Source organism: Streptomyces sp. NPDC003035, from assembly GCF_042888285.1.
Lineage (GTDB): Bacteria > Actinomycetota > Actinomycetes > Streptomycetales > Streptomycetaceae > Streptomyces.
Genome location: NZ_JBIAPJ010000003.1, coordinates 498,873 through 522,187, shown reverse-complemented (window position 1 = coordinate 522,187; position 23,315 = coordinate 498,873). Strand labels below are relative to the sequence as shown.

General features: G+C 70.5%; 12 protein-coding genes and 5 pseudogenes. 6 read left to right on the top strand and 11 right to left on the bottom strand.

Annotated elements, in window-relative coordinates; all coding sequences use genetic code 11:
• Nucleotides 1-136: 136 nt before the first annotated feature.
• Nucleotides 137-514: a hypothetical protein gene (locus ACFYV5_RS11975; RefSeq protein WP_389167374.1), complete on the bottom strand. Its 378-nt coding sequence runs from the start codon at nt 512-514 to the stop codon at nt 137-139.
• A gap of 389 nt (nt 515-903) precedes the next feature.
• Here ACFYV5_RS11975 and ACFYV5_RS11970 point away from each other — a divergent pair, with 389 nt between their 5' ends.
• Nucleotides 904-1,506 carry a hypothetical protein gene (locus tag ACFYV5_RS11970; RefSeq protein ID WP_389167371.1) on the top strand — a complete coding sequence of 201 codons (603 nt, stop codon included), beginning with the start codon at nt 904-906 and terminating at the stop codon, nt 1,504-1,506.
• A gap of 263 nt (nt 1,507-1,769) precedes the next feature.
• Here the strand turns inward: ACFYV5_RS11970 and ACFYV5_RS11965 are convergent.
• Nucleotides 1,770-2,077 (bottom strand): annotated as a pseudogene (locus ACFYV5_RS11965) (helix-turn-helix domain-containing protein); the annotation flags it as partial.
• A gap of 96 nt (nt 2,078-2,173) precedes the next feature.
• On the opposite strand from ACFYV5_RS11965, the gene ACFYV5_RS11960 reads away from it, so the two are divergent.
• Nucleotides 2,174-2,680, top strand: a complete 507-nt coding sequence (locus ACFYV5_RS11960; RefSeq protein WP_389167368.1) for a hypothetical protein — start codon at nt 2,174-2,176, stop codon at nt 2,678-2,680.
• Nucleotides 2,681-2,693: 13 nt separating this feature from the next.
• Here ACFYV5_RS11960 and ACFYV5_RS11955 read toward each other — a convergent pair.
• From ACFYV5_RS11955 to ACFYV5_RS11945, 3 genes and pseudogenes are all read right to left on the bottom strand, one after another.
• Nucleotides 2,694-3,497, bottom strand: a pseudogene (locus ACFYV5_RS11955) (IS5 family transposase).
• A 467-nt stretch (nt 3,498-3,964) separates the two neighbouring features.
• Nucleotides 3,965-4,324, bottom strand: coding sequence for a hypothetical protein (locus tag ACFYV5_RS11950; protein WP_389167366.1), 360 nt, complete (start codon nt 4,322-4,324; stop codon nt 3,965-3,967).
• On the bottom strand, nt 4,325-10,624 hold the full coding sequence (locus ACFYV5_RS11945; RefSeq protein WP_389167364.1) for a DNRLRE domain-containing protein: 6,300 nt from the start codon (nt 10,622-10,624) through the stop codon (nt 4,325-4,327).
• A gap of 409 nt (nt 10,625-11,033) precedes the next feature.
• Here ACFYV5_RS11945 and ACFYV5_RS11940 point away from each other — a divergent pair, with 409 nt between their 5' ends.
• Nucleotides 11,034-12,065 carry an AraC family transcriptional regulator ligand-binding domain-containing protein gene (locus ACFYV5_RS11940; RefSeq protein WP_389167360.1) on the top strand — a complete coding sequence of 344 codons (1,032 nt, stop codon included), beginning with the start codon at nt 11,034-11,036 and terminating at the stop codon, nt 12,063-12,065.
• A 924-nt stretch (nt 12,066-12,989) separates the two neighbouring features.
• Here ACFYV5_RS11940 and ACFYV5_RS11935 read toward each other — a convergent pair.
• Complete coding sequence (locus ACFYV5_RS11935; RefSeq protein ID WP_389167357.1) at nt 12,990-14,261, bottom strand: MFS transporter; 1,272 nt, start codon at nt 14,259-14,261, stop codon at nt 12,990-12,992.
• Nucleotides 14,262-14,400: 139 nt separating this feature from the next.
• Between ACFYV5_RS11935 and ACFYV5_RS11930 the strand changes: the two genes are divergently transcribed.
• The 3 genes and pseudogenes from ACFYV5_RS11930 to tpg form a co-directional block, all read left to right on the top strand.
• Nucleotides 14,401-15,282 (top strand): winged helix-turn-helix transcriptional regulator, encoded by an 882-nt coding sequence (locus ACFYV5_RS11930; RefSeq protein WP_355110373.1) that lies wholly within the window; start codon nt 14,401-14,403, stop codon nt 15,280-15,282.
• Nucleotides 15,283-15,700: 418 nt separating this feature from the next.
• Nucleotides 15,701-17,938, top strand: a pseudogene (gene tap, locus ACFYV5_RS11925) (telomere-associated protein Tap).
• Nucleotides 17,939-17,941: 3 nt separating this feature from the next.
• Nucleotides 17,942-18,484, top strand: a pseudogene (gene tpg, locus ACFYV5_RS11920) (telomere-protecting terminal protein Tpg); the annotation flags it as partial.
• Between the two features lie 300 nt (nt 18,485-18,784).
• Here tpg and ACFYV5_RS11915 read toward each other — a convergent pair.
• The 5 genes and pseudogenes from ACFYV5_RS11915 to ACFYV5_RS11895 form a co-directional block, all read right to left on the bottom strand.
• A pseudogene (locus ACFYV5_RS11915) lies at nt 18,785-18,949 on the bottom strand (2-phosphosulfolactate phosphatase); the annotation flags it as partial.
• Between the two features lie 79 nt (nt 18,950-19,028).
• Nucleotides 19,029-19,670, bottom strand: a complete 642-nt coding sequence (locus tag ACFYV5_RS11910; protein WP_389167354.1) for a lactate utilization protein C — start codon at nt 19,668-19,670, stop codon at nt 19,029-19,031.
• Nucleotides 19,667-21,091, bottom strand: a complete 1,425-nt coding sequence (locus ACFYV5_RS11905; protein WP_389167351.1) for a LutB/LldF family L-lactate oxidation iron-sulfur protein — start codon at nt 21,089-21,091, stop codon at nt 19,667-19,669. The genes ACFYV5_RS11910 and ACFYV5_RS11905 overlap by 4 nt, the downstream gene beginning before the upstream one ends.
• Nucleotides 21,088-21,843 (bottom strand): (Fe-S)-binding protein, encoded by a 756-nt coding sequence (locus tag ACFYV5_RS11900; RefSeq protein WP_389167347.1) that lies wholly within the window; start codon nt 21,841-21,843, stop codon nt 21,088-21,090. The genes ACFYV5_RS11905 and ACFYV5_RS11900 overlap by 4 nt, the downstream gene beginning before the upstream one ends.
• Entirely contained in the window at nt 21,843-23,279 is a 1,437-nt protein-coding gene (locus ACFYV5_RS11895; RefSeq protein ID WP_389167857.1) for a rhamnulokinase family protein, read from the bottom strand. Before ACFYV5_RS11895 ends, ACFYV5_RS11900 begins: the two co-directional genes overlap by 1 nt.
• Nucleotides 23,280-23,315 lie beyond the last annotated feature (36 nt).

Sequence of the window (23,315 nt, the reverse complement as noted above, 5' to 3'; positions counted from 1 at the left end):
CGGTCAGGTTGCAGGACAGGTCATCGACGCGGTCGGCCCCGCACGCGCGGTGCGTGCGGGGCCGGGACGGCTCATGACCAGAGCGGGCGGGGCGCAGCCGGGGGCAGAACGGTGGTTCGTCGCTGTAGCCTCCGGCTCAGCCGGGCCCCGCCTTGTCGGAGGTCAGCGGCGGATGGTCGGCGGTGCGGCGCCGCGCGCCGAACCGGCGGCGCAGCTGGTCGAGGAAGTGGAGCGGCCACAGGGGCAGGTCCTCGAAGAGGACGCGGTAGGCGGGGCACGTCGGACTGGGGGTGGCCACGTCGGCGGCCCGGTCGGGGGTGATGTGCCTCGGGAGGTAGCCGCTGCCGTGGCAGCGGCGGCAGGAGTACTTCGGGCCGCGGATCGAGTACTTGGGGCCCCGGGACAGGGTCTTGATGCCGGGAGTGTAGAGGAGTTCGAAGTACCCGTACCGCCACGCCCACTGAGGGGGCTGGTCGGGGTCGTCGTAGGGGTGGGCGGGTTCGGCGAACAGCACGGACGTCTCTTTGCGCTGAGGGGTGGGCGAGCCCCGGTGGCCCGCCGTGCCCGGCCCGGGGTGGCCGCACCGTGGAGCGCCGGGGCCAAGCGGGGCAAGGCGGCAGGGCGACGCGGCGGCGCGACCCCTGCATCCTTCGGTCACCCCTAGGGCGTTTCCTTCGGATCACGAAGCGGGGCCTCCGTCCTGAGCCTGGAGGGGGTGATCGGTGCAGCTAGTGCCACGTCAGGCAACGTTCGCCCTGTACTGACGGCCGAGTTGTCGCCTGGTAGCGTCGCTCTCTTCGGCTGGGGCAGCCTGCTGGAGTCTTGACGGGATCCACGGTGACTTCTCCAGAAAACAGTGCTCTTGCCACTGCGACGGTGAGGGTCGCGAAGACCTTCGCTGGCATGACGGCCCAAGCGGACGAGTCCGGCTGCGGCCGGTGCTTCGATGTGGGCGAGGTCGAGCTGCTGCGGACTCCGGGTGTCCCGCTCCCGGCGGACCTTGTCCGCCGGGTTGCACAGAAAGATCCTTTCCACTGGGACGACCAGCCCGCGATCATCCGTCGGGTCCTGCCGCAGCTCGTCGTGCTGCTCGCCGAGGGCGAGGCCGAGTCCGATCTAATGGCCCGTGGACTGGCCGCGGCAGGCTGGTCGCACTGGCCCCAAGAGCAGGCCGGGGCAGTGGCCGGGTTCTTGGAGGCGCGGTGGACGCAGACCCTACGGATGACGTCGCCACCCATCCCGGCGTGCGCAGTGTTCGAGAGCTGCGTGACCGCGAGTTCCTCGGTCACCCCGTGGCTTGCCCGTTGGGAGGCGGAGACGGGCTCTGCAGCCCGCCGTCACCTGGCTGACAGCCTCGGCTGGTGGCGGGAGGAGTTGGTGTCCGGCAACTCGCCTTTCACCTGGTGGTGGGGCACCGGAACGTCAGAGCAGGCCGCCTGGCATGAAGTGAAGCAGTGGCTGGCCGGTCAGACCAGAGCACGTGATGCCGGAAGGGTTAAGGGCTGACTGACAGCCGTGAACGCCGACGCGGTCGGATTCAAGCGACGTTCGCCCTGGTTAGGACCTTGCGGAGGTGCTGGTCGTCGGCGTGGCGGTTTCGCCAGAGGATGTAGCGGCGGATCATGCTGCCCTGTTCTTTGTGGGTGGCATGGTCGGTGCCGTCGCACTGAACAGCCATGTCGGAACGTCACCCGCTGCCTTGACGACTTCGAGCAGCGGGCCGCTCGAACCGGCGAGCGTGTCGGTCGGCACGGCGACGGAGGCGAACGCTTCGACTTCGCGATCTTCTTGATCTCGCGGCGCTCGGGCAGCGTGAACGTCTTCGGCCGGCCGCCGGAGTACTTCGGATACAGGGAGGTGAAGCCGTCGGCATTGAAATTGTGGATCACCTCCCGTACTCGGTCGGCGCTGGTCAACGACACCTCGGCAATCTTCACCACAGGCATGCCCTGCGCGGCAGCAGCACCATCTGGGCCCGCCGCCACGTCACCACCGAGCCGGTGCCCCTCCGGACAATCCGCAGCAGTCTGGCGCCCTCGTCGTCATTGATCGCGCGTGCCCGTACTCGTTCAGCCACCCCGCCAGGATGACGGCGGCATGCCATCCGATACAGCACTCAGACGGCATGTCGTAGCAGGGCAAAGGTTCACTGCTATGGCACTAGCCTGGCGGCATGTCCATCTCCTGGCGGTCCAGCGCCGCAGCGTTCGAGCCGATACTGGGTCGGCATGGCGTCGCCGCTGGTGCCTGCACTATGGAGGCGGCGTGGGCTGCCTTTGAGAAGTTCGTGCAGGTACCAGTCGAGGGCATTGAGGGGCCTGAGGACGACGGGGACGGCTTCATCGTTGAGTGGGGCGTCTGGGACTGGACCGGGAACCGGCCCGCGCTGTCTCTTGGACGACTGCTGGCGGTCAACGAGGACGGCGATCGGCAGGATCCGTACTGGCAGCCCCAGTACGGGAAGGTTGAGTTCCAGGCATGCTTCGCCGAGGACCCCGCCTGGGCGGACCTGCACATCAGCGGTGGCGGAGATAGCGGCTTCGATCACGCTGCCATCGGCGAACCCAGAGCGGATGCGCTCGCGGAGACACGCCGTTTCATCGACCAGGACCCGCTCCTCAGCGCGATGTGGCGGTCCGCTCCGATCGACATCGAAGTCACGCTCGACCGGGCAGATTAGCCGCACCTCCGGGTCATCTGTCCGACCAGATGAAGATCCCTGCCAGGTGGAGTCCCGCGAGGTAGATGGTGGCGGTCTTGCGGGTGGCCAGGCCGCGCCACTGCCTCAGCTTGTTGATGCACCGCTCGACCGTGTTGCGTTGTATGCCTCGCGGTCAAAGGCCGGCGGACGGCCGCCGAGGCGGCCGAGCCGCTTGCGGTTCGCGGCCTGGTCGGCGGGCTGCGGGATCACGGCCCGGATGCCGCGCGGCGGAGATGACTGCGGATCGCCCGAGACGAATACGCCTTGTCTGCCAGGACCACCTCCGGGGTGATCCTGGGCCGGCCGACCGGCCGCGGCACCCGTAAGCGGGCCATGACCTGGGCGAACGCCGGTGCGTCTCCGGCCTGGCCGGGCGTGAGGACGAAGGCGAGTGGGCGGCAGCGGCTGTCGGCGGCGAGGCGGATCTTGGTGGTCAGTCCGCCACGGGACCGTCCGAGGGCATGGCCGTGCGGCTCGCCGGCCGGGGCCCCTTTTGACGGGCCCCGGCAGCGTGCTGGTGGGCTCGGACGATGGTGGAGTCGACCGCGACGACCCAGTTGAGATCGCCCTCGGCGTCGGCCTGGGCGAGTAGGGCGGTGAAGACCTTCTCCCAGGTGCCGTCGGCGGCCCATTTCCGCAGCCGGTTGTGGGCGCCTTTCCACGAGCCGAAGTGCTCGGGCAGGTCAATCCACGGCGTGCCGGTGCGGTACTTGAACGCGATCGCGTCGATCACCTGCCGGTGATCACGCCACCGCCCACCCCGCTTCGGCGTCCGGTCCGGCAGCAACGGCTCGATGCGTGCCCACTGGCGTCAGTCAACGACACACATCAACCAACGATCAGATGATCCGAAGGAAACGCCCTAGACGCCACTGTGAAGCGATTGGTGGGGGTTCGCGTACAGGGCATGCCCCGCCCGGTGCTCCTGCGTGCAGGAGATCACCGCGTTGCTCACGCCATCGACGAGGAGCGGCAGCGGTGGGACCGGCTTCACCCGACGTGGCCGGAGGCGTCCACCGCCATGTTCGTCGGAGGTAAGGTGCCGACGGCACCCCTATGGGGTCGCGTTGAAACTGCAGGGCCGGAGGCGATCCGATCGAGCCCTGGCAGCGAGATTGAACGCAGGCCGATGTCATTCGAGAAGCCAGATGCCCGCCGCAGCCCATGACGGCCGGAAGAGGGTGCGACGACAGTCCGGGGATGTCGATTCCTCGACACCCCCGGACCGGTTCGACGCTTGCCGTGACAAGCCGTCCTGAGACGTCAGCCGTCGAGCAGATCGGCGGCCAGGATCGTCGTGACGACGACGACGGCGAGCATTCTGAGGGCGATGAGCCCGTCAGCGGCTGCCCGCACCCCGGGCTTCCGCACGACCCGGAGCAGCCAGGTCACCCCGACGGACGCGAGCACGCCTACGGCGAGCCAGGCCAGCCGGGCATGGCCGTCCGGCTGTCCCGGCGCACTGGGATCGAGGTCGTACGACTCCATGTACATGGCCGCGGCCAGAAGCAGCCATCCGGTCGCCAGGACTGCGGTGACGGCGGTCTCGACGACCGCCAGGACGAGCCGGAACGTGCCGCGACGCGCGTCCGCTGCGGGACGCTGGACGTGCGTGCTACTCACTTAAACGAACCCTCCGCCCGCGGCGTTCGACTTGAGCTTGTGCTGCCTGACAAGCTTGGCACACCGCTTGCACGCGGCCTTCTTGGCCCCGTGAATGGTCCACGCGGTGATCTGCCTTCCGATTTCGCGTCCACGGACGTTGTTGTAGGCGTCCGCCGCCGAGTCGCGACGCGCTGCGGCCCCGCTGCCGGCGTTCTTCTCGTGAGCGTTGCCGAGCCTCTTGGCGACCCTCGAGCCGAAGGACCACGTGAGCACGGCTTGCCAGATGCAGTGCCGGTAGGCGTTCTGCTTGGCCCCGTTCCTGTAGTCCTTCTTGGCCTGGCGCAGCGCCCAGTAGGAGATCGCCATCAAGCCGCCGCAGTAGAACGCGTACAGGGCGCACACCGCGGCTTCGGGAAGCAGGCCGTGGATGCTGACCATGCCGCTGAGGTCGCTGCAGTTGACGGGATCGCCGGTGCAGTACTCATAGGCGTTGGCGTTGCCGCCGTAGACCGGGTCGGCGGAGAGGAAGCGGCCCGTCTGCGGGTTGTAGAGGCGCGCGCCCATCAGGGTCAGCCCGGTGACGGTTTCGGCGGAACGCTGCTGTCCACCGAGCCAGCTGTAGCGTGCGTTGGGCTGCCCGGCGCGCGGGTTTCCGTACTCGTCGCTGTCCAGCACGAGCGGTGCGTCGGCGATGTCCAGTGGGAGCTGGAGGGCGACGTCGCCGTGGAGGCCGGTGAGGTGCAGGGCAGTGTTGCCCTTGTTGCCGGTGGTGGCGGCGAAGCCCCCGGAGGCCGAGGCCACGTTCCGGCTGATGGTGCCGTCGGCGGTGTTCTCGACGACCCAGCTGGGGTTGTCGCCGTCGCCGTCGTAGTGGTTGGTCTTGGCGTCGGAGGCGGTCCACGTGCCGTCGACCAGCTCTTCGACGGTCCAGGAGCGGAACCGATGGTTGGCGTCGAGCTGCCAGGTCTGCCGCCTATCGCCGGCGGTCTGGCGATGCACCAGGTCGTTGGCGTAGTAGCCGATCTCGGCACCGGTCAGGGCAGTGGTGCGGCCGAAGGCGTCGTAGGAGTAGCCGGCGTCGACCAGCCGGTCGGCGCTGTCGTAGGTGTGGGTGGTGGTCGTGCCTCCGGTGGTGGGGCAGGCGGCTCCCTCGGCGCCCGTCGCCGTGGTCAGGCTCGTACGGTTGGCGCGCTTGTCGAAGCCGTAGGTGCGCGCGGTGCAGACGTCCCCGACGGTGTCGGTGACGTGGGTGAGGCGGCCGGTGGTGTCGTAGGTGTAGCGCTGGCCGGACCAGCCGGTGTGCGTGGTGACCTGGTTGTGGATGGACTGGTCGATGGTGTCGGCGAAGACGACCTGGTTGTCGCTGTCGCGGGTGTAGGTGCGGGACAGCGGGGTGTTCGTGGTGTCTTCACGGACCGTGAGGGTGTAGCCGCCGGGCAGCTTCTCGGTCGCGACGGAGCCGTCGGTGTCGTAGGTGACCTGGAAGGTTCCGGCCACGGAGTCGTTCGTCCCGGTGACCAGGCCGCGGGGCTCCGTGTCGTGGTCGTACGTGTACGTGACGGTGGACGGGGCCGAGTCGGTGCTCTTGACCGGACGGTCGAGGAGGTCGTACTCGGTGCGGGTCACGCCTCCGTCCGCGTCGGTGTAGGAGACCTGGCGGCCGAGCTTGTCGTACTCCTTCGTGATGGTGCCGCCGGTCGGGGACGTGGTCCTGACGGGCTGGCCTGTCGCCGGGTCGTACACGCTGGTGGACTGAGGGACGGCCTGCCCGAGTCCGCCGGTCATGACCGTGCTGGTGAGCCGGCCCGCGGCGTCATAGACGGTGCTGCTGACGCGGGTGGTGCCGTTGGCCGTCTGGGAGACCTGCGCCACGTTGCCGAACCAGTCGTATTCGCTGGTGGTGGTCGGCAGCTGTGCGGGCTGGGCGCCGCCGCCGGTGATGGCCCCGGCAGGTCCGGTGGAGCAGACCTGGTCGGCCCACTCGGGCCGACCCTGGCAGGGTCCGGATCCGGTCGCGGACCAGTAGGTGGTGACCCGGGTGGCCGCGTCGGTGCCGGTCGCGGTGGGCAGGAGCTGCTTGGTGACGCGTCCCTGGGCGTCGTACTCCGTGCTCTCGGTGAGTGCGAGGCCGGCCGGGTCCTTGACGGTCCTGACCGGCAGGCCCCTGGCCCAGTCGTACATGGTTTGGGTGACACGGGCGTCGGCCATCGTGGTCGCGCCGAGTGCCTGGGCGCCGGTGGTGACCTTGGTGAGCTGGTTCTCCACCTTGGCCGTACCGTCGCCGGGACGTCCGGCGTCGTACTCGTTGACGGTCCAGGAGCGGGCCGCCGCCGATGCTCCGTCGAGGGTGACGCGGCGCAGAGGGCCGAAGCTCTCCAGCTCGCGGAGGCCCTTGGCGTCGTACACCGACTTCTTGGAGAGCAGGTCGGCCCGGTCCGCCGAGGACAGACCGATGATGCCGAGGTCGGTGAGGCCGGCCTGATCGGCGGGGGTGGTGCCGAGTGCGAGGGCCCGGTTGCCCGCCGACAGCTCGCTCACGGTGTTGCCGAACTGGTCGTACTCGGTGGTGGTGATGCCCCCACCAGGGGCGGCGGTGTTCACCTCGCGTCCGGAGGCGTTGGTGTAGGTGACCGAAGCGCGTCGGTAGCCGGCGGCGTCCAGCTGTTCGCCGGAGTGCCCGGCGGGAACGGCGTCAGCCGGGAACAGCGCGGTCGCGTCGGTCGGAGCGTCGCTCTGGCCCCATGCCCGGACGTCGGCCGGACCCATCGTGTAGGGAGCTTTAGTGCCTGTCAGCGGGACGTCGTAGACGACGCTCGTCGAAGCGGTGCCCGAGACGACGTCCTTGGTGCCCTGCTGCAGCGCGGAACGCGATGCCTTGAGCAGCATGCCGTCCCCGGCGGTGGCCGCGTTGCCGGCCTTGCCGTACGTGAACGTCCACGGAAGCTGCCCGGGTGGGGTCACAGCGGTGACACGGCCGGCCGCGTCGTAGGTGTAGGCGGTGACGAGCGAGGGGCTGATCTGAGGGTTGTAGGACTCTCGTAGCTGGCCCGCGGCGTCGTACCGGTACTTCTGAAGGCTCCTGGCCGTGGTCGTCTCGGCGCCGGGGGCCGTGGACCAGCCGCGGATCTCCTTGACCTGGCCGGCGACATCACCGAAGGCGGAGGCAGAAGCGGTGGTCGTGGTCGCGTAGACGAACTCGAGTGCGCGGCATCCCTTCGTCGAGGGGGTGGACGCACAGGTCGACGCCGAGACCGCGGAGGTCGGGGCGATGACGAGCTTCGGGCGGGCCAGCTTCTTCCCCTCAGGGCCGACGACCGTCTCTGAGATCACCGAGGTGGTGGACTGGGTCAGTCCATGGGTCGAGCTGCTGGCGACCTGCCAGGTCGTGGCCGTCGTGTCCGGCTTGGTGAGGACGGTGACCGAGCCTTCCGTGTCCTTCAGCGTGAAGGGACCGGTCCCGGTAAGGGATCCCGTCAGGGTGAGGTCCTCCGCACCCGGCTCGGGCTTCCATCCACCGCTCACTGTGGAGGTGAAGCCGAGCTCCGTGCCCTCGGAGTCGACCAGGGCGACCGACGTCGCCGAGGTCTTCCTCAAAAACGCCCAACCCGCCTCGGCCGTCTCGGCGATGGTGCCGGAGGCCCACTGGGGGCCGAAGATGGCGGCCTGGCCCTCCTGCTGGGCACCGGCGCCGGGGCGGCGCGATGACGCGGTGCGCGACACCGAGAGGCCGAACAGGGACGTGTCGGTCGCGGACAGGGTGTAGTCACCGGTCAGCAGGTTCACGGAGCCGGGACCGGCGTCCTGAACGGGGGCGGTACCGGCGTTGCGGTCCACGGTGATCTCGTTCGCCGGGGAGTACCCGGTCGCGGAGCCGTCGGTGAACGCGGCGCGGACCTCGATGGGGCCGTCCTCCGCCAGTGTGTCGGTGATGTTCCACGTCAGCGCGGTCGGCTTGCCGTTGGTCACCGCGACAGGCCAGGCGGCAACACCGCCGGCGCCGGCGCGGACGTCGGTGAGGGGAACGTTCTTCCAGGAGTCGGCCTCGCCGCGCCGGTACTGGTAGGTCACACCGGTGTACGAGGTCTGGCCCTCGGCGTTCAGGGCGACCCGGCGCGCGGGGCGGTCGCCCTGAGCCGGCGTCAGGAGGGCCGCGCCGGATCCCGCGTAGAATGCGTGGGTGCTCGGGGCGGAGATGTTGCCCGCCGGATCCACGGTGCGGGTGGTGACCGTGTGCTTGCCGGCAGGGAAGCTGAGCGTCCTGCTGACATCGGCGCCGGTGGTGGCGGCGGACTGCCAGGTCGTCGCGGCGTCGAGCTTGTACTCCACCGAGGCGACGTCGCCGGCGGGCGGGTCGAAGGTGAACGAGCCGGAGAAGGTGCCGTTGGCGTCAGGAGTGCCCGACCAGGTGTTCGCCGGGAAGTCGCTCGACGACACGGTCGTGGCAGCGGGCTTGGCCGTGTCGACGGTGAAGTACACCGAGGGCGTCCAGTTGGACCAGGCGTTGCCGTCGTTGATGCGGCCCTTGAACCAGTAGGTCCGGCCGTGGACGAGCTTGCCTGCGGGAACCTGGTGCGCGACCGTTTTGTTGAGGACCGGATCCTGGGTGCCGGAGTCGTACACCTCGAGGTTCGTGGCCCCCTCCCACACCTCCCACTTCGACCGCAGGAAGGTCGTCTCGGCGTCGCTGGCGGCGTAGGACAGAGTCGGTGTCGCCGACGTCGTCCAGTTCTTGCCCGCGCTCGCTCGGCCGGGGGTGACCGTCATGGGGTTACCGGCGACCGGGATGGTGTTGTAGGTGACGGAGATGTAGGGGGTGTTGGCGGCGGCGTTGCCCGAGTTGAACCGCTTCCAGCCGAAGGGGGCGTCAGCGCTGGTCTCGTCCGTGGCACGGATGCCCATCGCGTTGCTGCTGTTGCCGTTGGCGGCCCAGGCGGTGGCGAGGTTTGTGATGTCCTGTGAGACCCAGCCGTCCGCGCACGAGGACGAGGCGCCCTTCGTGGCGGTGGAGGTGGCCCACTTGGTGTTCCAGTTCGGCTGCGAGGTGTAACGGGTGCCGGTCGAGGCGTGCGGGGTGTCCCACACCTCCCAGCTGGTGGGCGTGCAGGACCAGGAGTGGTGGTTCCACAGGTTTAGCTTGGCGCCGAGAATCTGCTTGCCGGTGATCTTCGGCATCGGAAAGTGCAGGAACGAACGGGCAATCTGCCCCGAGCCGTTGTTGCCGAGCTTCAGCTCGGTGGACGTCGACTGGTCGGTGGTGTAGCCCTGCTGGACGAAGGTGTCGAAGCTGGTGCCGATGTTCACCGCGGGGTCGACCGTGACCGGGAACTTTGTCTCCGGGGCGGCGAGGAACTTGGCGTCGGGGGCCAGGGTCAGGTCGATCAGGTCACCGTTCTGCGTCACTTTCAGACCCACGTCGGCGCGCCGGGTGTGCTCGCCGGACTTCGGGTGGACCGAGGCGTCCCACATTACGGGCGCCGGCAGGACGCCGACCTGCTTGCCGGACTTTGCATCCCGGAACGACACCGATCGGTCCGCGTTTTGGCGTGCCACGATGCCCTTGGCGCGCAGGCTCAGAACCACCGTCCCCGTGGCGTCGACCGCCGAGCGGTTCTTCAGCTCCAGGAACTGCTCGAATCCGGTACGTGTGGACTCGACGATCAGGTCTGTGGCCGGGAGCACGTTCGCGTAGCGGGCCGTCGCACCTGTCAGCGCCGGCTCTGGCAGCGCTCCGCGCCACGACAGCTCGACCGACCTGCTGCCACCCGCGTCCAGGGAAACCAGCGGCACCGGCGCGGTCTCGGCCGTGGCGGCTGCGCCAGAGGCCCGCATCTGCCTCGCTTTCGCGGCAGGCGTCTTGCCGCCCAGCTTCAGGCCGAGCGGATGCCCCTTCGCGACGACGGTGCCGTCCTCGGACTTGGCGAGGTCGACGTCGACGTCCCGCCACGCGCCGGTCGCTTTGTCACGGAACCTGACCGGGCCCGACGCCGTGTCGGTGGTCACCGTGCCGTCCGGGTTCGCCCACGTCGTCGCCGACTCCGTACGCTCAGAGACCGCTTCCACCCGCTTGCCCGAGAGTCGAGCCGCGACAACTGCGGACGCGAGGTCTGCGGCCTGCGTCGGGGACGGTCGGCCCTTGACGGCCGGTACCTCGCCCTGTGCCCGCGCGGGCAGAGCCACTGCCTGTCCGGTGTTTGCGACCACGACCGCGGTCTCCGCGGCCAGGACGCAGGCGACGGCCAGGGCCGTCCACGTCAGCGTCCGCTCTCTGCGGCGTCTTCTCCTGCCGGCCCACCCGGGTCTCGTTATGCGATTACTCATCGCGCCTTTCACCCTCCCCTTGAAGTTGCCTGAGGCAAGGTGTGAACCGAGTCAACGGCCAAGTCGCCCATGAACGTAGACATCCATGGAAAGTCGCGACACAATGGTCGGCACATACGGTCGACGACGACAGCACCCGCTTGCACGCGGACAACGGTTCCGTATGCGAGCCGCGAAGCCGGCGACGCCGGGAGTTGTGCTGCCGGAGCCGCCGGTTCACCCCCTGCTCGCGTTGGGCGCCCCGTGCGGCTGCAGCTGCCGACCCGAAGGGCCGGAAACAAGCCGCACGGAGACAGGCATGACGCTATATATGCGCAGGTTGCACGCCCCAGGACCGAACGCGTCACCGACAGGACATCTCGCGCCAGAAGCTTCTGGGGACCACCAGGGCACCGACCACCAGGGCACCATGCCGGCGGCCTTCACCAGGCTGAACGCTCGGAACGCCACCCTGCTCGGCGTTCCGCCGAGCGCGTTCGTTCAACTCCTGGGCATGTCGCCCGAGTACCTAAACGATGACCGCTACCGCACGCCCGCGGCCACCAACGTGCGCGTGTGGCAGCTGATGACCACCAAGGCTCCCTGGACCGACGTGGCGGCATTCATGACCCACCGAAGCCCCCTCGGGCACCTGGGTGTCTGGGACTACCTGCTCACCTCTGCTCCGTCACCGCTCGAAGGACTTCGCGACGCGGTGGACTACCTCGCGACCGTCGCGGACACCGGAACGGAGACGCTTCTCGTGTCCGACCGCGGAGCGGAGATCACCATCAGCCATGTGAACGCCGCAGACCTGGCCGACGACGTCGCCTCCGCCATCCGCTGCTACGCGCTCAGCCTCCTGCAGAAACGCTTCAGTGAGGCGAGTCGGCGTCCTCTCGTCCCGGTCCGCGTCGCCCTCGCCGCCCGAGCCCCCCGCCATCACGCCGTCCTGACCAACCTGTACGGCACGCAGAATGTCGAGTTCGAGCACGCGGTCAGCTCCGTCACCTTCCGCTCCACGGACCTGCGGGAGCCGACCCCGTACGCGCCACCCGGGCTGTCCGCCCTTCTGCGCAGTCACGCTGCGCAGAGCCTCGCCCAGGCCGTTCCCCTGCGCGGCTGGCTCGATCTGTTCCGCACCGCGCTCAAGGGTGCCGTCGAGGAAGACACCCACGACCTGACCCTCACCGCACACGCCAGACACATGGCGATCAGCAGCAGAACACTGCAGCGCCGCCTGGAGGAACACGGCACCACCTGGCGAGCAGAGCTCGAGAGCGCCCGCATCGCACACGTCGAGCACCTGCTCCACACCACACCCAGGACGCTCGACTCCATAGCGGCGCGCAGCGGCTACGCCGACGCTCGGAGCCTGCGCCGCGCCGTCCGCCGTGCGACGGGACAGACGCCCAGCTCCCAGCGGTGGAGACAGCCTCCGCCACCCCCCGAAGAACAGTGAGCGCCCTCGCGTCCGCCTCGCGCCGGCCGCGGCCTCAGGGCGTGCCGAGGAGCTCGTGCTGTGACCAGTAAGGTTCGCCGGTTTGCTCGGTGCTGGTTGGAAATGACTTCTCCAACCAGCGTGGGGAGGCGGGATTGCACAACCGGTGCGGGTTCGCAGGCTGACCGAGCAGGATGGGCAGAAACGCTGCCCCAGCAGGTCCAGGCCGTTGCTTCACGGACGGGCCTCCCCTTCGGCACGGCCGGTCCGCGTACGCGGCGCCCTCGCCCCGGTCCGCTGCGAACGGAGCAGGGCTACGGGGTCCACGTCGGGCCCGACGTCTGGGTCCGCCACCGGCTGGGGTGGCTTGAACGCGTTCAAGGCATCGAATTCCGGGGGCGGCCATGCGGGTCACCGCGCGCGAGGGTGTTCTCCCCGTCGGTCCCCTCCTGCTCCTCTCGGCGTACTCGGACCCGCTTCGGCGGCCGAGGGGCGCGACGTTCCTGGCCGGGGCTGGTCTCCTGCTGGCAGCGGCGGTGACGCTGTTCTGGTGGGGCCGAGGGTACTGAAGCTTTCCTGCGGATCATCCGATCGTTGGTTGTGAGTGTCCTTGACTCGGCAGACGTGGCGGCAGGCCGGCGGCCTTCGACCGCGAGGCCTACAGGAACGGAGCGCTCGACCGCGCGGCGCTCGACATGGTCGAAGCCGACCGCACCGACGACGGGCCCGTCATCCGCTACGAGGTGGTCCCTCTGCCACTTCCAGGGTGGCCTGAAGACGGGCCTGGAGTCGCCACCCCGCTCATAACGACAGCATCCTGCGCCGGGTCCAATGGCCGTCGCCGATGTCGCCGTACGCGGCTGTGGCATGGAACGCCGTGAGCGTCTTCGTCGTCGGTACGGGGACATCGGCGCACCGCTTCTCCATCGCGTCCGCCGACGCGGACTACGACGTCTTGAGGTCGACGAGGTCGCGGTGGCGGCCCACTCCAGTGGAGAAGAGGTAGAGCGGGGGCAGGAGGGCGGCTGCGCAGACGGCCCAGAGGGCGGTGTGGGCGCCGGTGTAGGTGGCGAGGAGACCCGCGGTGAGCGCGCCGAGCGGCAGCGCGCCCCAGGAGATGAAGCGGACCGTGGCCATCACCCGGGACAGCAGCTCCGGGGGCGACTGAGTCTGCCGGTAGGTCCGGGTGGTGATGGATCCGATGACAGTGCCGAAGGCGAAGCCGGCGTGGGCCAGGGCGAACCAGTACGCGTCCCCCGCCGACGTGGTCAGCGGGGCGAGCAGGAGCAGCGCGCCGCCGGCCAGGTCGGCCGCGATGATGCCCCGTGCGGTGCCGAGGCATGTGGTCACCCGGACCGCGACGGCGGCGCCGGCGAGCGCGCCGACCCCGTCCATGGCGAGGACGAGACCGAGTTGTACGGAATCGAGGCCGGCCTCCCGGACCAGGTAGAGGGGAGTGAGGGCGAGGAGGGCCGCGTTGACGAAGTTGGCGGCGGTCGCCCAGATCATGCAGGGCCGCATGACCGGGTGTCCGGTGACGTACCGCCAGCCCTCGCGCATCAGCCGGTGCGCGCTCTCGCCGGTGCGGGGCGCGGGGCGGCTCTCGGGAAGGGTGCGCAGGAGCACCGCGGAGGCCAGGTAGCTGGCGGCGTCCACGACGAGCGCGCCCACCGGGCCGATGGCGCCGATCAGGACGCCGCCGAGGGAGGGGCCGCCGGTGTCGGTGACGGCGTGCGTGCCGGACATGACGCTGTTGCGGGCGGCCAGCTGCCGGGCCGGGACGACGGCGGGCAGGAAGGTGGAGTTGCCGATGTCGAACAGCACCGTCGCCGCGCCGGTGACGAGCGCCGCGAACAGCAGGTGCGGATACGTGAGGGTGCCGAGCCACCAGGTGAGCGGCAGAGATCCGAGCGCCGCGAACCGTACGACGTCGAGCGCCACTTGGAGCCGGCGCAGCGGTACGCGCTGCGCGACGACGCCTGCGGGGAGGCTGAGCAGCAGCCAGGAGACCTGTCCGGCAGCGGCGAGCAGGGCGACTTCGAAGGCGGTGGCGTCGAGGACGGTGAGGGCGACGAGCGGCAGGGCGAGGGTGGTCACGGCGGTGCCCGCGCCGCTGACGGTGGCGGCGGCCCAGAAGCGCCAGAAGACGCCCGGCCGCGAGGTGTCCTGCTCGTCGTTACGTCGCTCGCGCTCCGGGATCGCTCGTGTCCCGCTCATGCGGCGCCCACCCCCTGGATCTGGTTAGTCTCTTTTGGGAACTCACTTATTCCGAGTGAGTTTCTATCCGGAACTGACCTCATGGCGCAAGATGGTCCCGAGGAACGGCCGCCGCGCGCGGAGAAGTGGAGACGCTGTGATGAGGTCGGTGCCCGAGCGGGACGCCGCCTGCGCGATCGCGCAGGCGGCGGCGGTGGTCGGCGACTGGTGGAGCCTCCTCCTGATCCGGGAGGCCGCGCGCGGGCACCACCGGTTCGACGCGCTCCAGGAGGAGCTGGGCATCTCCCGGAAGGTGCTCACCGAGCGCCTGGCGCACCTCGTGGAGACGGGCGTCCTGCAGAAGGTCCCGTACCAGGACAGACCGGTGCGGCACGAGTACCGGCTGACAGAGAGCGGCAGGGGGCTGCTGCCGGTGCTGCTGTTGATGCAGGACTGGGCCGACCGCTGGGTCTTCGGCGACGGCTCGCTCAGCGGCACCGCCGACGAGGCAAGCGCGGAGGCACAGCGCGTCGCGGGCCTCACCGGCGAGCGACTGCCGCACCTGGAGCTGCCACGCCACCAGGACGGCGCACCGGTGGACCCGGTGACCGGCGACGTCGCCACCGTCCTGTTCTGCTATCCGGCGACCGGCACCCCCGGCCCCCTTCCGGGCGGCTGGTCGGACATCCCCGGCGCCATCGGCTGCACGCTGGAGAACCGGCTCTTCCGGGACGCGTACGAGGACTTCCGCGCGGCCGGTGCGGAGGTGCGCGGCGTCAGCACACAACGCCCCGACGAACAGCGGGCGTTCGCGGTAGAGGAGGGTCTCCCCTTTACCCTTCTCTCGGACGTCGACCTGCGCCTCGCCGCCGCCCTGCGGCTGCCCGCCTTCCGCGCCGGGCAGCTGCTGCGGCTGAAACGGGCCGTGCTGGTGGTGGATCGCGACCGCGTGGTGCGGCACGCGCGCTTCCCGGTGACGGACATCCCGGCAGCGGTGAGCGAGGCACTGGCCGAGGTGCGGCGCCTGGCGACGGAGGACTGACCGGCACCCCGCCGCCGCGGGGATCCCGGGCCCCCGCCGCCGGCCTGTGGTTGCCGTCGACCACGGGGCAGCGCGCGGCCACAGGGTCGAACGAGATGCGCGCTCAGCTGTTGATCCTGGACCGCGACCCGCACATGACAGGGCTCGCGGGGCAGCCTGTGGCTGCTGTGGCCCGACGACGGGTGCGTTCCTGAAGGCCCGCGGAGTGTTCACCCGAACCGCGACAGCACTGCGCTGTTTGCCGACTGCCCCAGCCCCCTCCCGGAAGCCGAGCTGCTCACGGACCCCTCGAACGCGGCACGGGCGGTCGCACCGGCGTGCGCGCACATCCGCTGCGTACGGATTAGTACGCGATTCGTACGGTTAAACTGCGCAATCCGTACGGTTCAGGCGGTAGGGCGTGGGTCAGGAGGTGTTCATGTCCGAGTTGTTCGACGCGGTCGACGCGCTGGTCGCGTCCCGCTCTCCGCTGCCGCCGGTGGAGGAGCGCAAGCGGCTGCGAGTCGCGCACGGCCTGACGCTGGACGAAGTCGCCGCCGCGTTGAAGGTGCGCCGGGCCACGGTGTCCGGATGGGAGTCGGTCAAGAAGCCGACGGAGCCGCGTGGCCCGGAACGTGAGGCGTACGCGCGGCTGCTGGAGAAGCTCGCCGAGCTCTACCCCACCCCTTCGGTGACGCAGGAGCAGGCCGCCCCGACGGAGCCGGCCACGTTCACCGGCACGTCCGCCCCGGCGGAAGCACGGACTCTGTCCACAGGGCAGGCGTCCGAGGCTGCGGCCATGACTGCAACTGAGAACACCCAGACCAGTTCCGCTCCTGCTGCCGCCCCGCGTCCGGCGCGCACCACTAGGCCGTCGTCGACGTCGCGCCGTCCGGGTGCGAAGAAGGCAGCCCCTGCCGGCACCCCGGCAGCCGGGGTCGACCCCCGCTTCGCCAACGGCCCGCTTGCCGTCATCGACGCCGAAGACGGGCAGGTGCTGGCGTACTGCACCGGCGGCCTGGTCCTGGACGTGCCCGCCAAGTCGCTGCCGTCCCTGGTGGAGTGGACGCTCAAGGAGGCGAGGCTCGGGCAGCCGAAGCTGTCGGGACCGGGCAAGGACGCCGACCCGCTGCTCGTGCTCACCGAGGCTGCCCTCGAGCGCTACGGCCTCCCAGTCGCTCTCACCGACGAGGAGCGGCTCGCTGGCCGGATTCCGGAGGGCCACAAGGTCGTCAAGCAGCTGGTGCTTGCGGAGTGGAAGCTGACCAAGCGCGGCTTCGGTCCGTGGGCGCGGATCTACCGCCCCGCGACCGGTTCGGAGCGGGCCTGCGTGCAGCTGTGCATTCCGTCGTGGAACGCGCTGGACACCCGGCACTGGGGCGAGGCCGGGCAGCTCCCGCCGGCGGAACTCGCCCGTGTCCTGGGCGTGTACGCGTCCCGGGTGATGACGCCGCGCGGCTCCACGGCCGTGACCGGTCTGGAGCTGATGACCGCCCTACACCCGGCGACTCGCGCGTCCGAGCCCGACGCGGCGGGGAAGCGGCACTCCGAGCACAATCCCGGCTCGCTGGGCAAGGACCCGGTGGACTGCGCCCCGTGTGAGGCCTCGGACGGGCACCCGCTCCTGAAGGACCGACCTGCCGCGCTTCCACGTCCGCGGGCAGGGCGAGAAGCTGTTCGAGGAGGCGTACGACTGGGCATGGCCGATGACGGATGCCGAGTGCACCCTGCGGCATCTGGTCGGCATCGACGTGAACATGGCCTTCGCGGCGGGCGCCAACGGCCTGGTCGTCGGTCTTGGAGCGCCGACGCAGGTCAAGAACCCGGTGTTCGACCCGAAGTTGCCCGGCTCGTGGCTGGTCGATCTCTCCCACGTCGACCTGTCCCGCGTGAAGGTCGGCAAGGAGTGGGTGGAGCTGGACGGCAGCCTGCTGTCCTCCCCGTTCACACCGAAGGGCGACCACCCGACCGGCCCGGCTTGGTACGCCACGCCCACCGTCGCCTACGCGCTGGAACTCGGCTATGACGTCGCGCCGCTGGAGGCGTACGTCCGGTACGAGAACGGCCGCTACCTGGACGGCTGGTACCAGCGGCTGCGCGACGCCTACCTCGCCACGATGGCCGACCTCGGCGTGCACGCGGACATGGAGCCGGCCGACTTCCTGGCGGCGATGGACGGCTACAAGAGCCGCGACCCGGAGCTGGCGAAAGTCGTCTCGGCGGTGAAGGCGACGGTGAAGGGCGGGCTGGGCAAGCTGCGCGAGCGCCCGCGGGGAGGGCTGGCGGCCCGGCGAGCCGTGGCGTGCCCTGTCCCGCCCGACGTGGCGGCCGGATATCCGCGCGGCGGTCATCTCCCGAACGCGGATCAACCTGCACCGCAAGATCGTCAAGCACGCGGCGTTCACCGGGCAGTACCCCATCGCGATCCTGTCCGACTGCGTCGTCTACGCGGCGGGCGGCCCCTCGCCGTTGGACTTCCTGCCGTACCGGGAGGGCAAGTCGCTGCCCGGTGGCTTCAAGCTCGGCATCAACCCCGGCCTGGTCAAGCACGAAGGCACCCAGAGCGTCCTGTTGGGGCGAGGAAGTCCGCGAGCGGCTCAACGCCCCGGAGCTCAACCTCGCCCTCTACATCAAGGACGGCACCGTCACCGACGCCGACAACGGAGAGCAGGAGTAGGCGATGAGCCTGTTCGGGGACGGCCTGGAGACCGCGGTGCAGAAGGCGTTCACCCGCCCCGCGCCCAAGAGCGCGGGCGCGCAGATGCGGTACCTGATCAGACAGCTCAAGAGCACCAAGGCGGTCGCCCAACTGTTGCGGATCTCCCAGCGCACCGTCGAGCGGTACGTGAAGGACCAGATCAAGAAGCCCCGCCCGGAACTCGCCGCGCGCCTGGAGCGTGAGGTGAAGAAGCGGTGGCAGCCGCAGATCCGCGCGAAGGCCCGCAAGCAGGCGGCCACCACCGGCGGCATCGTCATCGACACCCGCGCCCGCATGGGCTACACCGCGCCGATCGGCTAGACCGACCAGGACCGCATCCGTCACCTCACCGTCGCCCTGCCCCCGCAGTACGCCGCTCGCCTCTTCGACGCCCAGGAGGCCGGCGCCACCGATCAGCAGCTCCAGGAAATCGCCGCCGAAGGACTCACAGAGGTGTACTTCCAGGACGGCGGCCGCCGCGCCGGCAGCCTGGAGGAAGTCCGGTTCACGGACATCGAACACCTGGCCTCGAGCCCAGAGCGATTGGTGCAGGCTCGCTCGCCCCGCGCACGACGCCGCTGCGCCCCGGTCATCCCGCGGTGAAGGCCAGGCGCTCGGTCTGACGCTCCTCCGGGGCCGCTACCTGGCGGTCCAGAGGCCCAGGGTGTTGGGACCGGCTTCCTCGGCCGCCCCACGCAGCGCACTCGGATCGGCGGCTTCGCCTCAATGAGGGTGTCGGCATCTGCGTAGGCCGGGCGGCGTCCCTTTCTGCGACCTGGCCTGATTCCCACTTCCTTGATCACCCCGAGTGGTGGTGTGCTGACCAGCCTTCAGCGCCAGGGCTTCGTCCAGCGACTCGGCGAGAACGATCTTTTCCGCCCCCTGGGCAAAGGCCCAGGCGGCCACGGTGAAAGCGTGCATGACGTCGACGACCACCGCCACGGCCGGGGCTTCGGTCAGATCGGCGATGCCGAGGAAGCGAGTGTCCATTCCGATCATGATCGCGTGTGCCCGGCCCGAGTCACCCGAAGAGCGCTCCACGTCACATCAACACCGTGCGGATACCGCCTCAGCGCACCACGAGGATCACCTCCAGGGTCCTCGGGCCGTGCACGCCCTCGATCCGGTCGAGTTCGATGTCGCTGGTCGCGGACGGACCGGAGATCCAGGTCAGCGGGCGCGTCGGGTCGAGGCGCGGCATGGCCTGCGGTACCGAGGCGACGATCTGGTCCGCGGCGCGCACGACACAGACGTGCAGGTCGGGGACGAGGCTGAGGGCGCGGCGGCCCTGGCCGGGGCCGGCGTCGAGGACGATGCTTCCGGTCTCGGCCACGGCGAGCGCGCAGCCCGTCACCACGGCGTGGGTCGCGTCCAGTTCGTACGGGGTCAGGGTGCCGTCGTCGGGGCGCTGTTCGGCCTCGGTGGCGGCGAGCCAGGAGACGGGCAGGCCCGGCGGTACGGCGACGCTCTTCGCGCCGCGCTCCGCGAGCAGTCGGCCGATCAGTGCCGGGAGCGCGTCCTCGGTGGCGCGGTGCACGACGGCCCGGTAGTCGGCGAGGTTCTCGTGGAGGAGGTCCAGGAGCACGGCCGGATCGTCGGTGGTGTGGCTGGTGAGGTAGTCGCGTACCACCTCAGGAGCGTCCGGGGCGTCGGCGACGGCTGCCCGGACGCGGGCGAGGATCCGGTCGCGGGAGGAGGGCTGCGGGGTCATGAGCGGTTCTTCTTCCACCAGTCGCGGAACGGTTCGGCCGGCATCTCCGGCAGGTCGCGGCTCTCGGACCACTGGCGGGCTCCCGGGCCCGGGAGCCGCTTGGGGTGCAGCTTGCGCGTCGTGGAGGCGAGGCGTTCCCCGGCGGCGAGGGCCGCCGGGTGGTCGAGGACCCAGCCCGCCGCCCTGACGGCGGCCTTCTCCAGCCGGTGCCCGGCCCCGCCCTGGCCGGCCACCTTCTCCCGCAGGTGGACGAGGACCTCGGGGATGTCGATGGCGACCGGGCACACCTCGTAGCACGCGCCGCACAGCGAGGAGGCGTACGGGAGCGAGGCGTCGATCTCGCTCCCCGTACCCCGGAGTTGGGGCGTGAGGATCGCCCCGATCGGACCGGGGTAGACCGAGCCGTACGCGTGGCCGCCCGCCCGCTCGTACACCGGACAGACGTTGAGGCAGGCCGAGCAGCGGATGCAGCGCAGCGCCTGGCGGCCGACCTCGTCGGCGAGGGCGTCGGTGCGGCCGTTGTCGAGCAGGACCAGGTGGAAGACCTTCGGCCCGTCGCCGTCACGCGTCCCCGTCCACATCGAGGTGTACGGATTCATCCGCTCCGCCGTCGACGAGCGGGGCAGCGTCTGGAGGAACACCTCCAGGTCCCGCCAGGTCGGCACGACCTTCTCGATGCCGACGACCGAGATCAGGGTCTCCGGCAGGGTCAGACACATACGGCCGTTGCCCTCGGACTCGACCACCACGAGGGTGCCGGTCTCGGCCACCATGAAGTTGGCGCCCGAGACGCCGACCTTCGCCCGCAGGAACTTCTCCCGCAGGTGCAGCCGGGCCGCCTCGGCCAGCTCGGCGGGGGAGTCGGTGAGACCTTCCGGCGCCGGGCGGCCCCACGCGCCCATCTCGCGGGCGAAGATCTCGCGGATCTCGCCGCGGTTGCGGTGGATGGCGGGGACCAGGATGTGCGAAGGGCGGTCCTCACCGAGCTGCACGATCAACTCGGCGAGATCGGTCTCGTACGCGCGGATGCCCTCGGCCTCCAATGCCTCGTTGAGGCCGATCTCCTGCGTGGCCATCGACTTGACCTTGACGACTTCACGCTCCCCGGTGGCCTTCACCAGATCGGTCACGATCCGGTTGGCCTCGTCCGCGTCGGCGGCCCAGTGCACGGTGCCGCCCGCCGTCGTGACCGCCTCCTCCACCTGCACCAGGTACCGGTCGAGGTGACGCAGCGTACGGTCCTTGATCTGCTTGCCGGCCTCACGCAACCGCGCCCAGTCGGCGAGTTCGGCCACCGCCACCGCCCGCTTGTCGCGGATGGTGTGGGTCGCGTGCCGCAGGTTTCCGCGCAGGGTCTCGTTCCGTACGGCCTCGTGCGCCGCCTTCGGAAAGGACGGCATTCCGACGAATGTCCCGCTCATGCCAGTGGCTCCTCTTCCGTGCTCGCGAGGATCTCCGCGAGGTGCAGCGCGCGCTGCGGGGCGTCCTGGCGGCGCAGCATGCCGCCGATGTGCATCAGGCAGGAGTTGTCGGCGCCGCACAGCACCCGCGCGCCGGTGGAGAGGGCGTTGCGCACCTTGTCGGCGCCCATCGCCGCCGACACGTCGGGGTTCTTCACCGCGAACGTGCCGCCGAAGCCGCAGCACTCCTCCGCTCCGGGGAGGTCGATCAGCTCCAGGCCCCTGACCGCCGCGAGCAGTCGCCGCGGCCGGTCGCCCAGGCCCAGCATCCGCAGGCCGTGACAGGACGGGTGGTACGTGACGCGGTGCGGGAAGTACGCCCCGACATCGGTCACGCCCAGCACGTCGACCAGGAACTCGGTGAGCTCGTACGTCCTGGGCACCAGCGACGAGGCCGCGTCCGCGAGCGCCCGGCCGCGCCCCTCGGCCGCCGCCCTGGCGCCGATTCTCGGGTAGTTGTCGCGCACCATGGCGACACACGACCCGGACGGGGTGACCACGTACTCGTACCCCTCGAAGGCGCGGGCCGTGCGGTGCACCAGCGGCTCGGTCTCGCGTCGGTAGCCGGTGTTGAACTGCGGCTGCCCGCAGCAGGTCTGCGCCGCGGGGAAGTCGACCTCCACGCCGAGGCGTTCGAGGACCCTGACGGTGGCGATCGCCGTCGACGGATAGACCGCGTCGTTGACGCAGGTGGCGAAGAGCGCGACGCGCATCACGAGCTCCTTGGGACGGTGTCGGGTCCGGCGGTGTCGAGGCGGGCGGCGGCCGCGTCCCAGGCTGCCGTGTCCCCCTGGGGACTGTAGTGCCGCAGGTGCTGGGTGGCGGCGACGAGCCCCCGCATCGCCGGCGGATCCCCCACGAGCCCGGCGGCTCTGGCCTGGACGAGGACGTTGCCGAGGGCGGTGGCCTCGGCGGGGCCGGCGACGACGGGCAGTCCGGTGGCGTCGGCCGTGAGCCGGCAGAGGAGGTCGTTGCGGGAACCGCCGCCGACCAGATGGACATGGGTGATGTCCCGGCCGGCGAGTTCGGCGGCCTGGCGCAGGGTGCGCCGGTGGGCGAGCGCCAGGCTCTCCAGGATGCAGCGGACCACCGCGCCCTGGCTCTCGGGGGCCGGCTGTCCGGTGCGGCGGCAGTACTCGCGAAGACGGCCGGGCATGTCACCGGGGGCCAGGAACTCGGGGGCGTCCGGATCGACGACGGCGGCGAACGGCGTGGCGCGGGCGGCGTCGGCGAGCAGCGTGGAGAGGTGTGTGGGCAGACCCTGCCTCTCCCAGGTGCGCCGGCACTCCTCGAGCAGCCACATGCCCATGATGTTGCGGAGGTAGCGGACGGTGCCGTCGATGCCGCGCTCGTTGGTGAAGTTGGCGGCCCGGGAGGCCTCCGAGAGCACCGGGGCGTCCAGTTCGAGACCGGCCAGGGACCAGGTGCCGCAGGAGATGTAGGCGAAGTCCGGTTCGGTGGCGGGGACGGCGACGACGGCGGACGCGGTGTCGTGCGAGGCGACCGTGGTCACCGGGGTGAGGGCGTCGAGGCCGGTGTACGCGGCGACGTGCGGCAGCAGCGTCCCGGCGGGGTCGCCCGGGGCGCGCAGCGGAGGCAGCAGACCGGCGTCGATCGACAGCCGGCCCAGGAGGTCCTTCGACCAGGCGCCGGTGCGGGCGTCGAGGAGCCCCGTGGTGGAGGCGTTGGTCTCCTCGGCGCCGATGGACCCGGTCAGCCAGTGGACGAGCAGGTCGGGGACGAGGAGCAGGGTGCAGGCGGCGCCCAGGTGCGCGCTTCCGGCGGCGGAGGCGAGCTGGAAGACGGTGTTGAAGGGCAGGTGCTGCAGGCCCGTCGTCCGGTACAGCTCCTCGGGGCCGACCCGCGCCCAGACCCGGGCGGCGGCGCCGTCGGTCCGGCTGTCGCGGTAGTGGTACGGCTGGCCGAGCAGCGCGCCGTCCGCGTCGAGGAGCCCGTAGTCCACGGCCCAGGTGTCCACGCCGATGGAGGCGACCCCGCCGGAGCGGGCGGCTTCGCGCAGCCCGTCGAGGACGCCCTGGAAGAGGGCGAGGACGTCCCAGCGCAGCCCGTCCGGGAGGCGCACGGGGGTGTTCGGGAACCGGTGCGCCTCGGTGAGGTCGAGGCGGTCCGGGCCGACCCGGCCGAGCATCACCCGTCCGCTGGTGGCGCCGAGGTCGACCGCGGC

Excerpts from the sequence above, each read along its gene's own strand:
- ACFYV5_RS11960 (WP_389167368.1), top strand. The coding sequence starts at position 2,174 with ATGTCCATCTCCTGGCGGTCCAGCGCCGCAGCGTTCGAGCCGATACTG.
- ACFYV5_RS11970 (WP_389167371.1), top strand. The coding sequence starts at position 904 with ATGACGGCCCAAGCGGACGAGTCCGGCTGCGGCCGGTGCTTCGATGTG.
- ACFYV5_RS11895 (WP_389167857.1), bottom strand. The coding sequence starts at position 23,279 with ATGCTCGGCCGGGTCGGCCCGGACCGCCTCGACCTCACCGAGGCGCAC.
- ACFYV5_RS11945 (WP_389167364.1), bottom strand. The coding sequence starts at position 10,624 with ATGAGTAATCGCATAACGAGACCCGGGTGGGCCGGCAGGAGAAGACGC.
- ACFYV5_RS11905 (WP_389167351.1), bottom strand. The coding sequence starts at position 21,091 with ATGAGCGGGACATTCGTCGGAATGCCGTCCTTTCCGAAGGCGGCGCAC.
- ACFYV5_RS11940 (WP_389167360.1), top strand. The coding sequence starts at position 11,034 with ATGCCGGCGGCCTTCACCAGGCTGAACGCTCGGAACGCCACCCTGCTC.
- ACFYV5_RS11900 (WP_389167347.1), bottom strand. The coding sequence starts at position 21,843 with ATGCGCGTCGCGCTCTTCGCCACCTGCGTCAACGACGCGGTCTATCCG.
- ACFYV5_RS11930 (WP_355110373.1), top strand. The coding sequence starts at position 14,401 with ATGAGGTCGGTGCCCGAGCGGGACGCCGCCTGCGCGATCGCGCAGGCG.
- ACFYV5_RS11910 (WP_389167354.1), bottom strand. The coding sequence starts at position 19,670 with ATGACCCCGCAGCCCTCCTCCCGCGACCGGATCCTCGCCCGCGTCCGG.
- ACFYV5_RS11935 (WP_389167357.1), bottom strand. The coding sequence starts at position 14,261 with ATGAGCGGGACACGAGCGATCCCGGAGCGCGAGCGACGTAACGACGAG.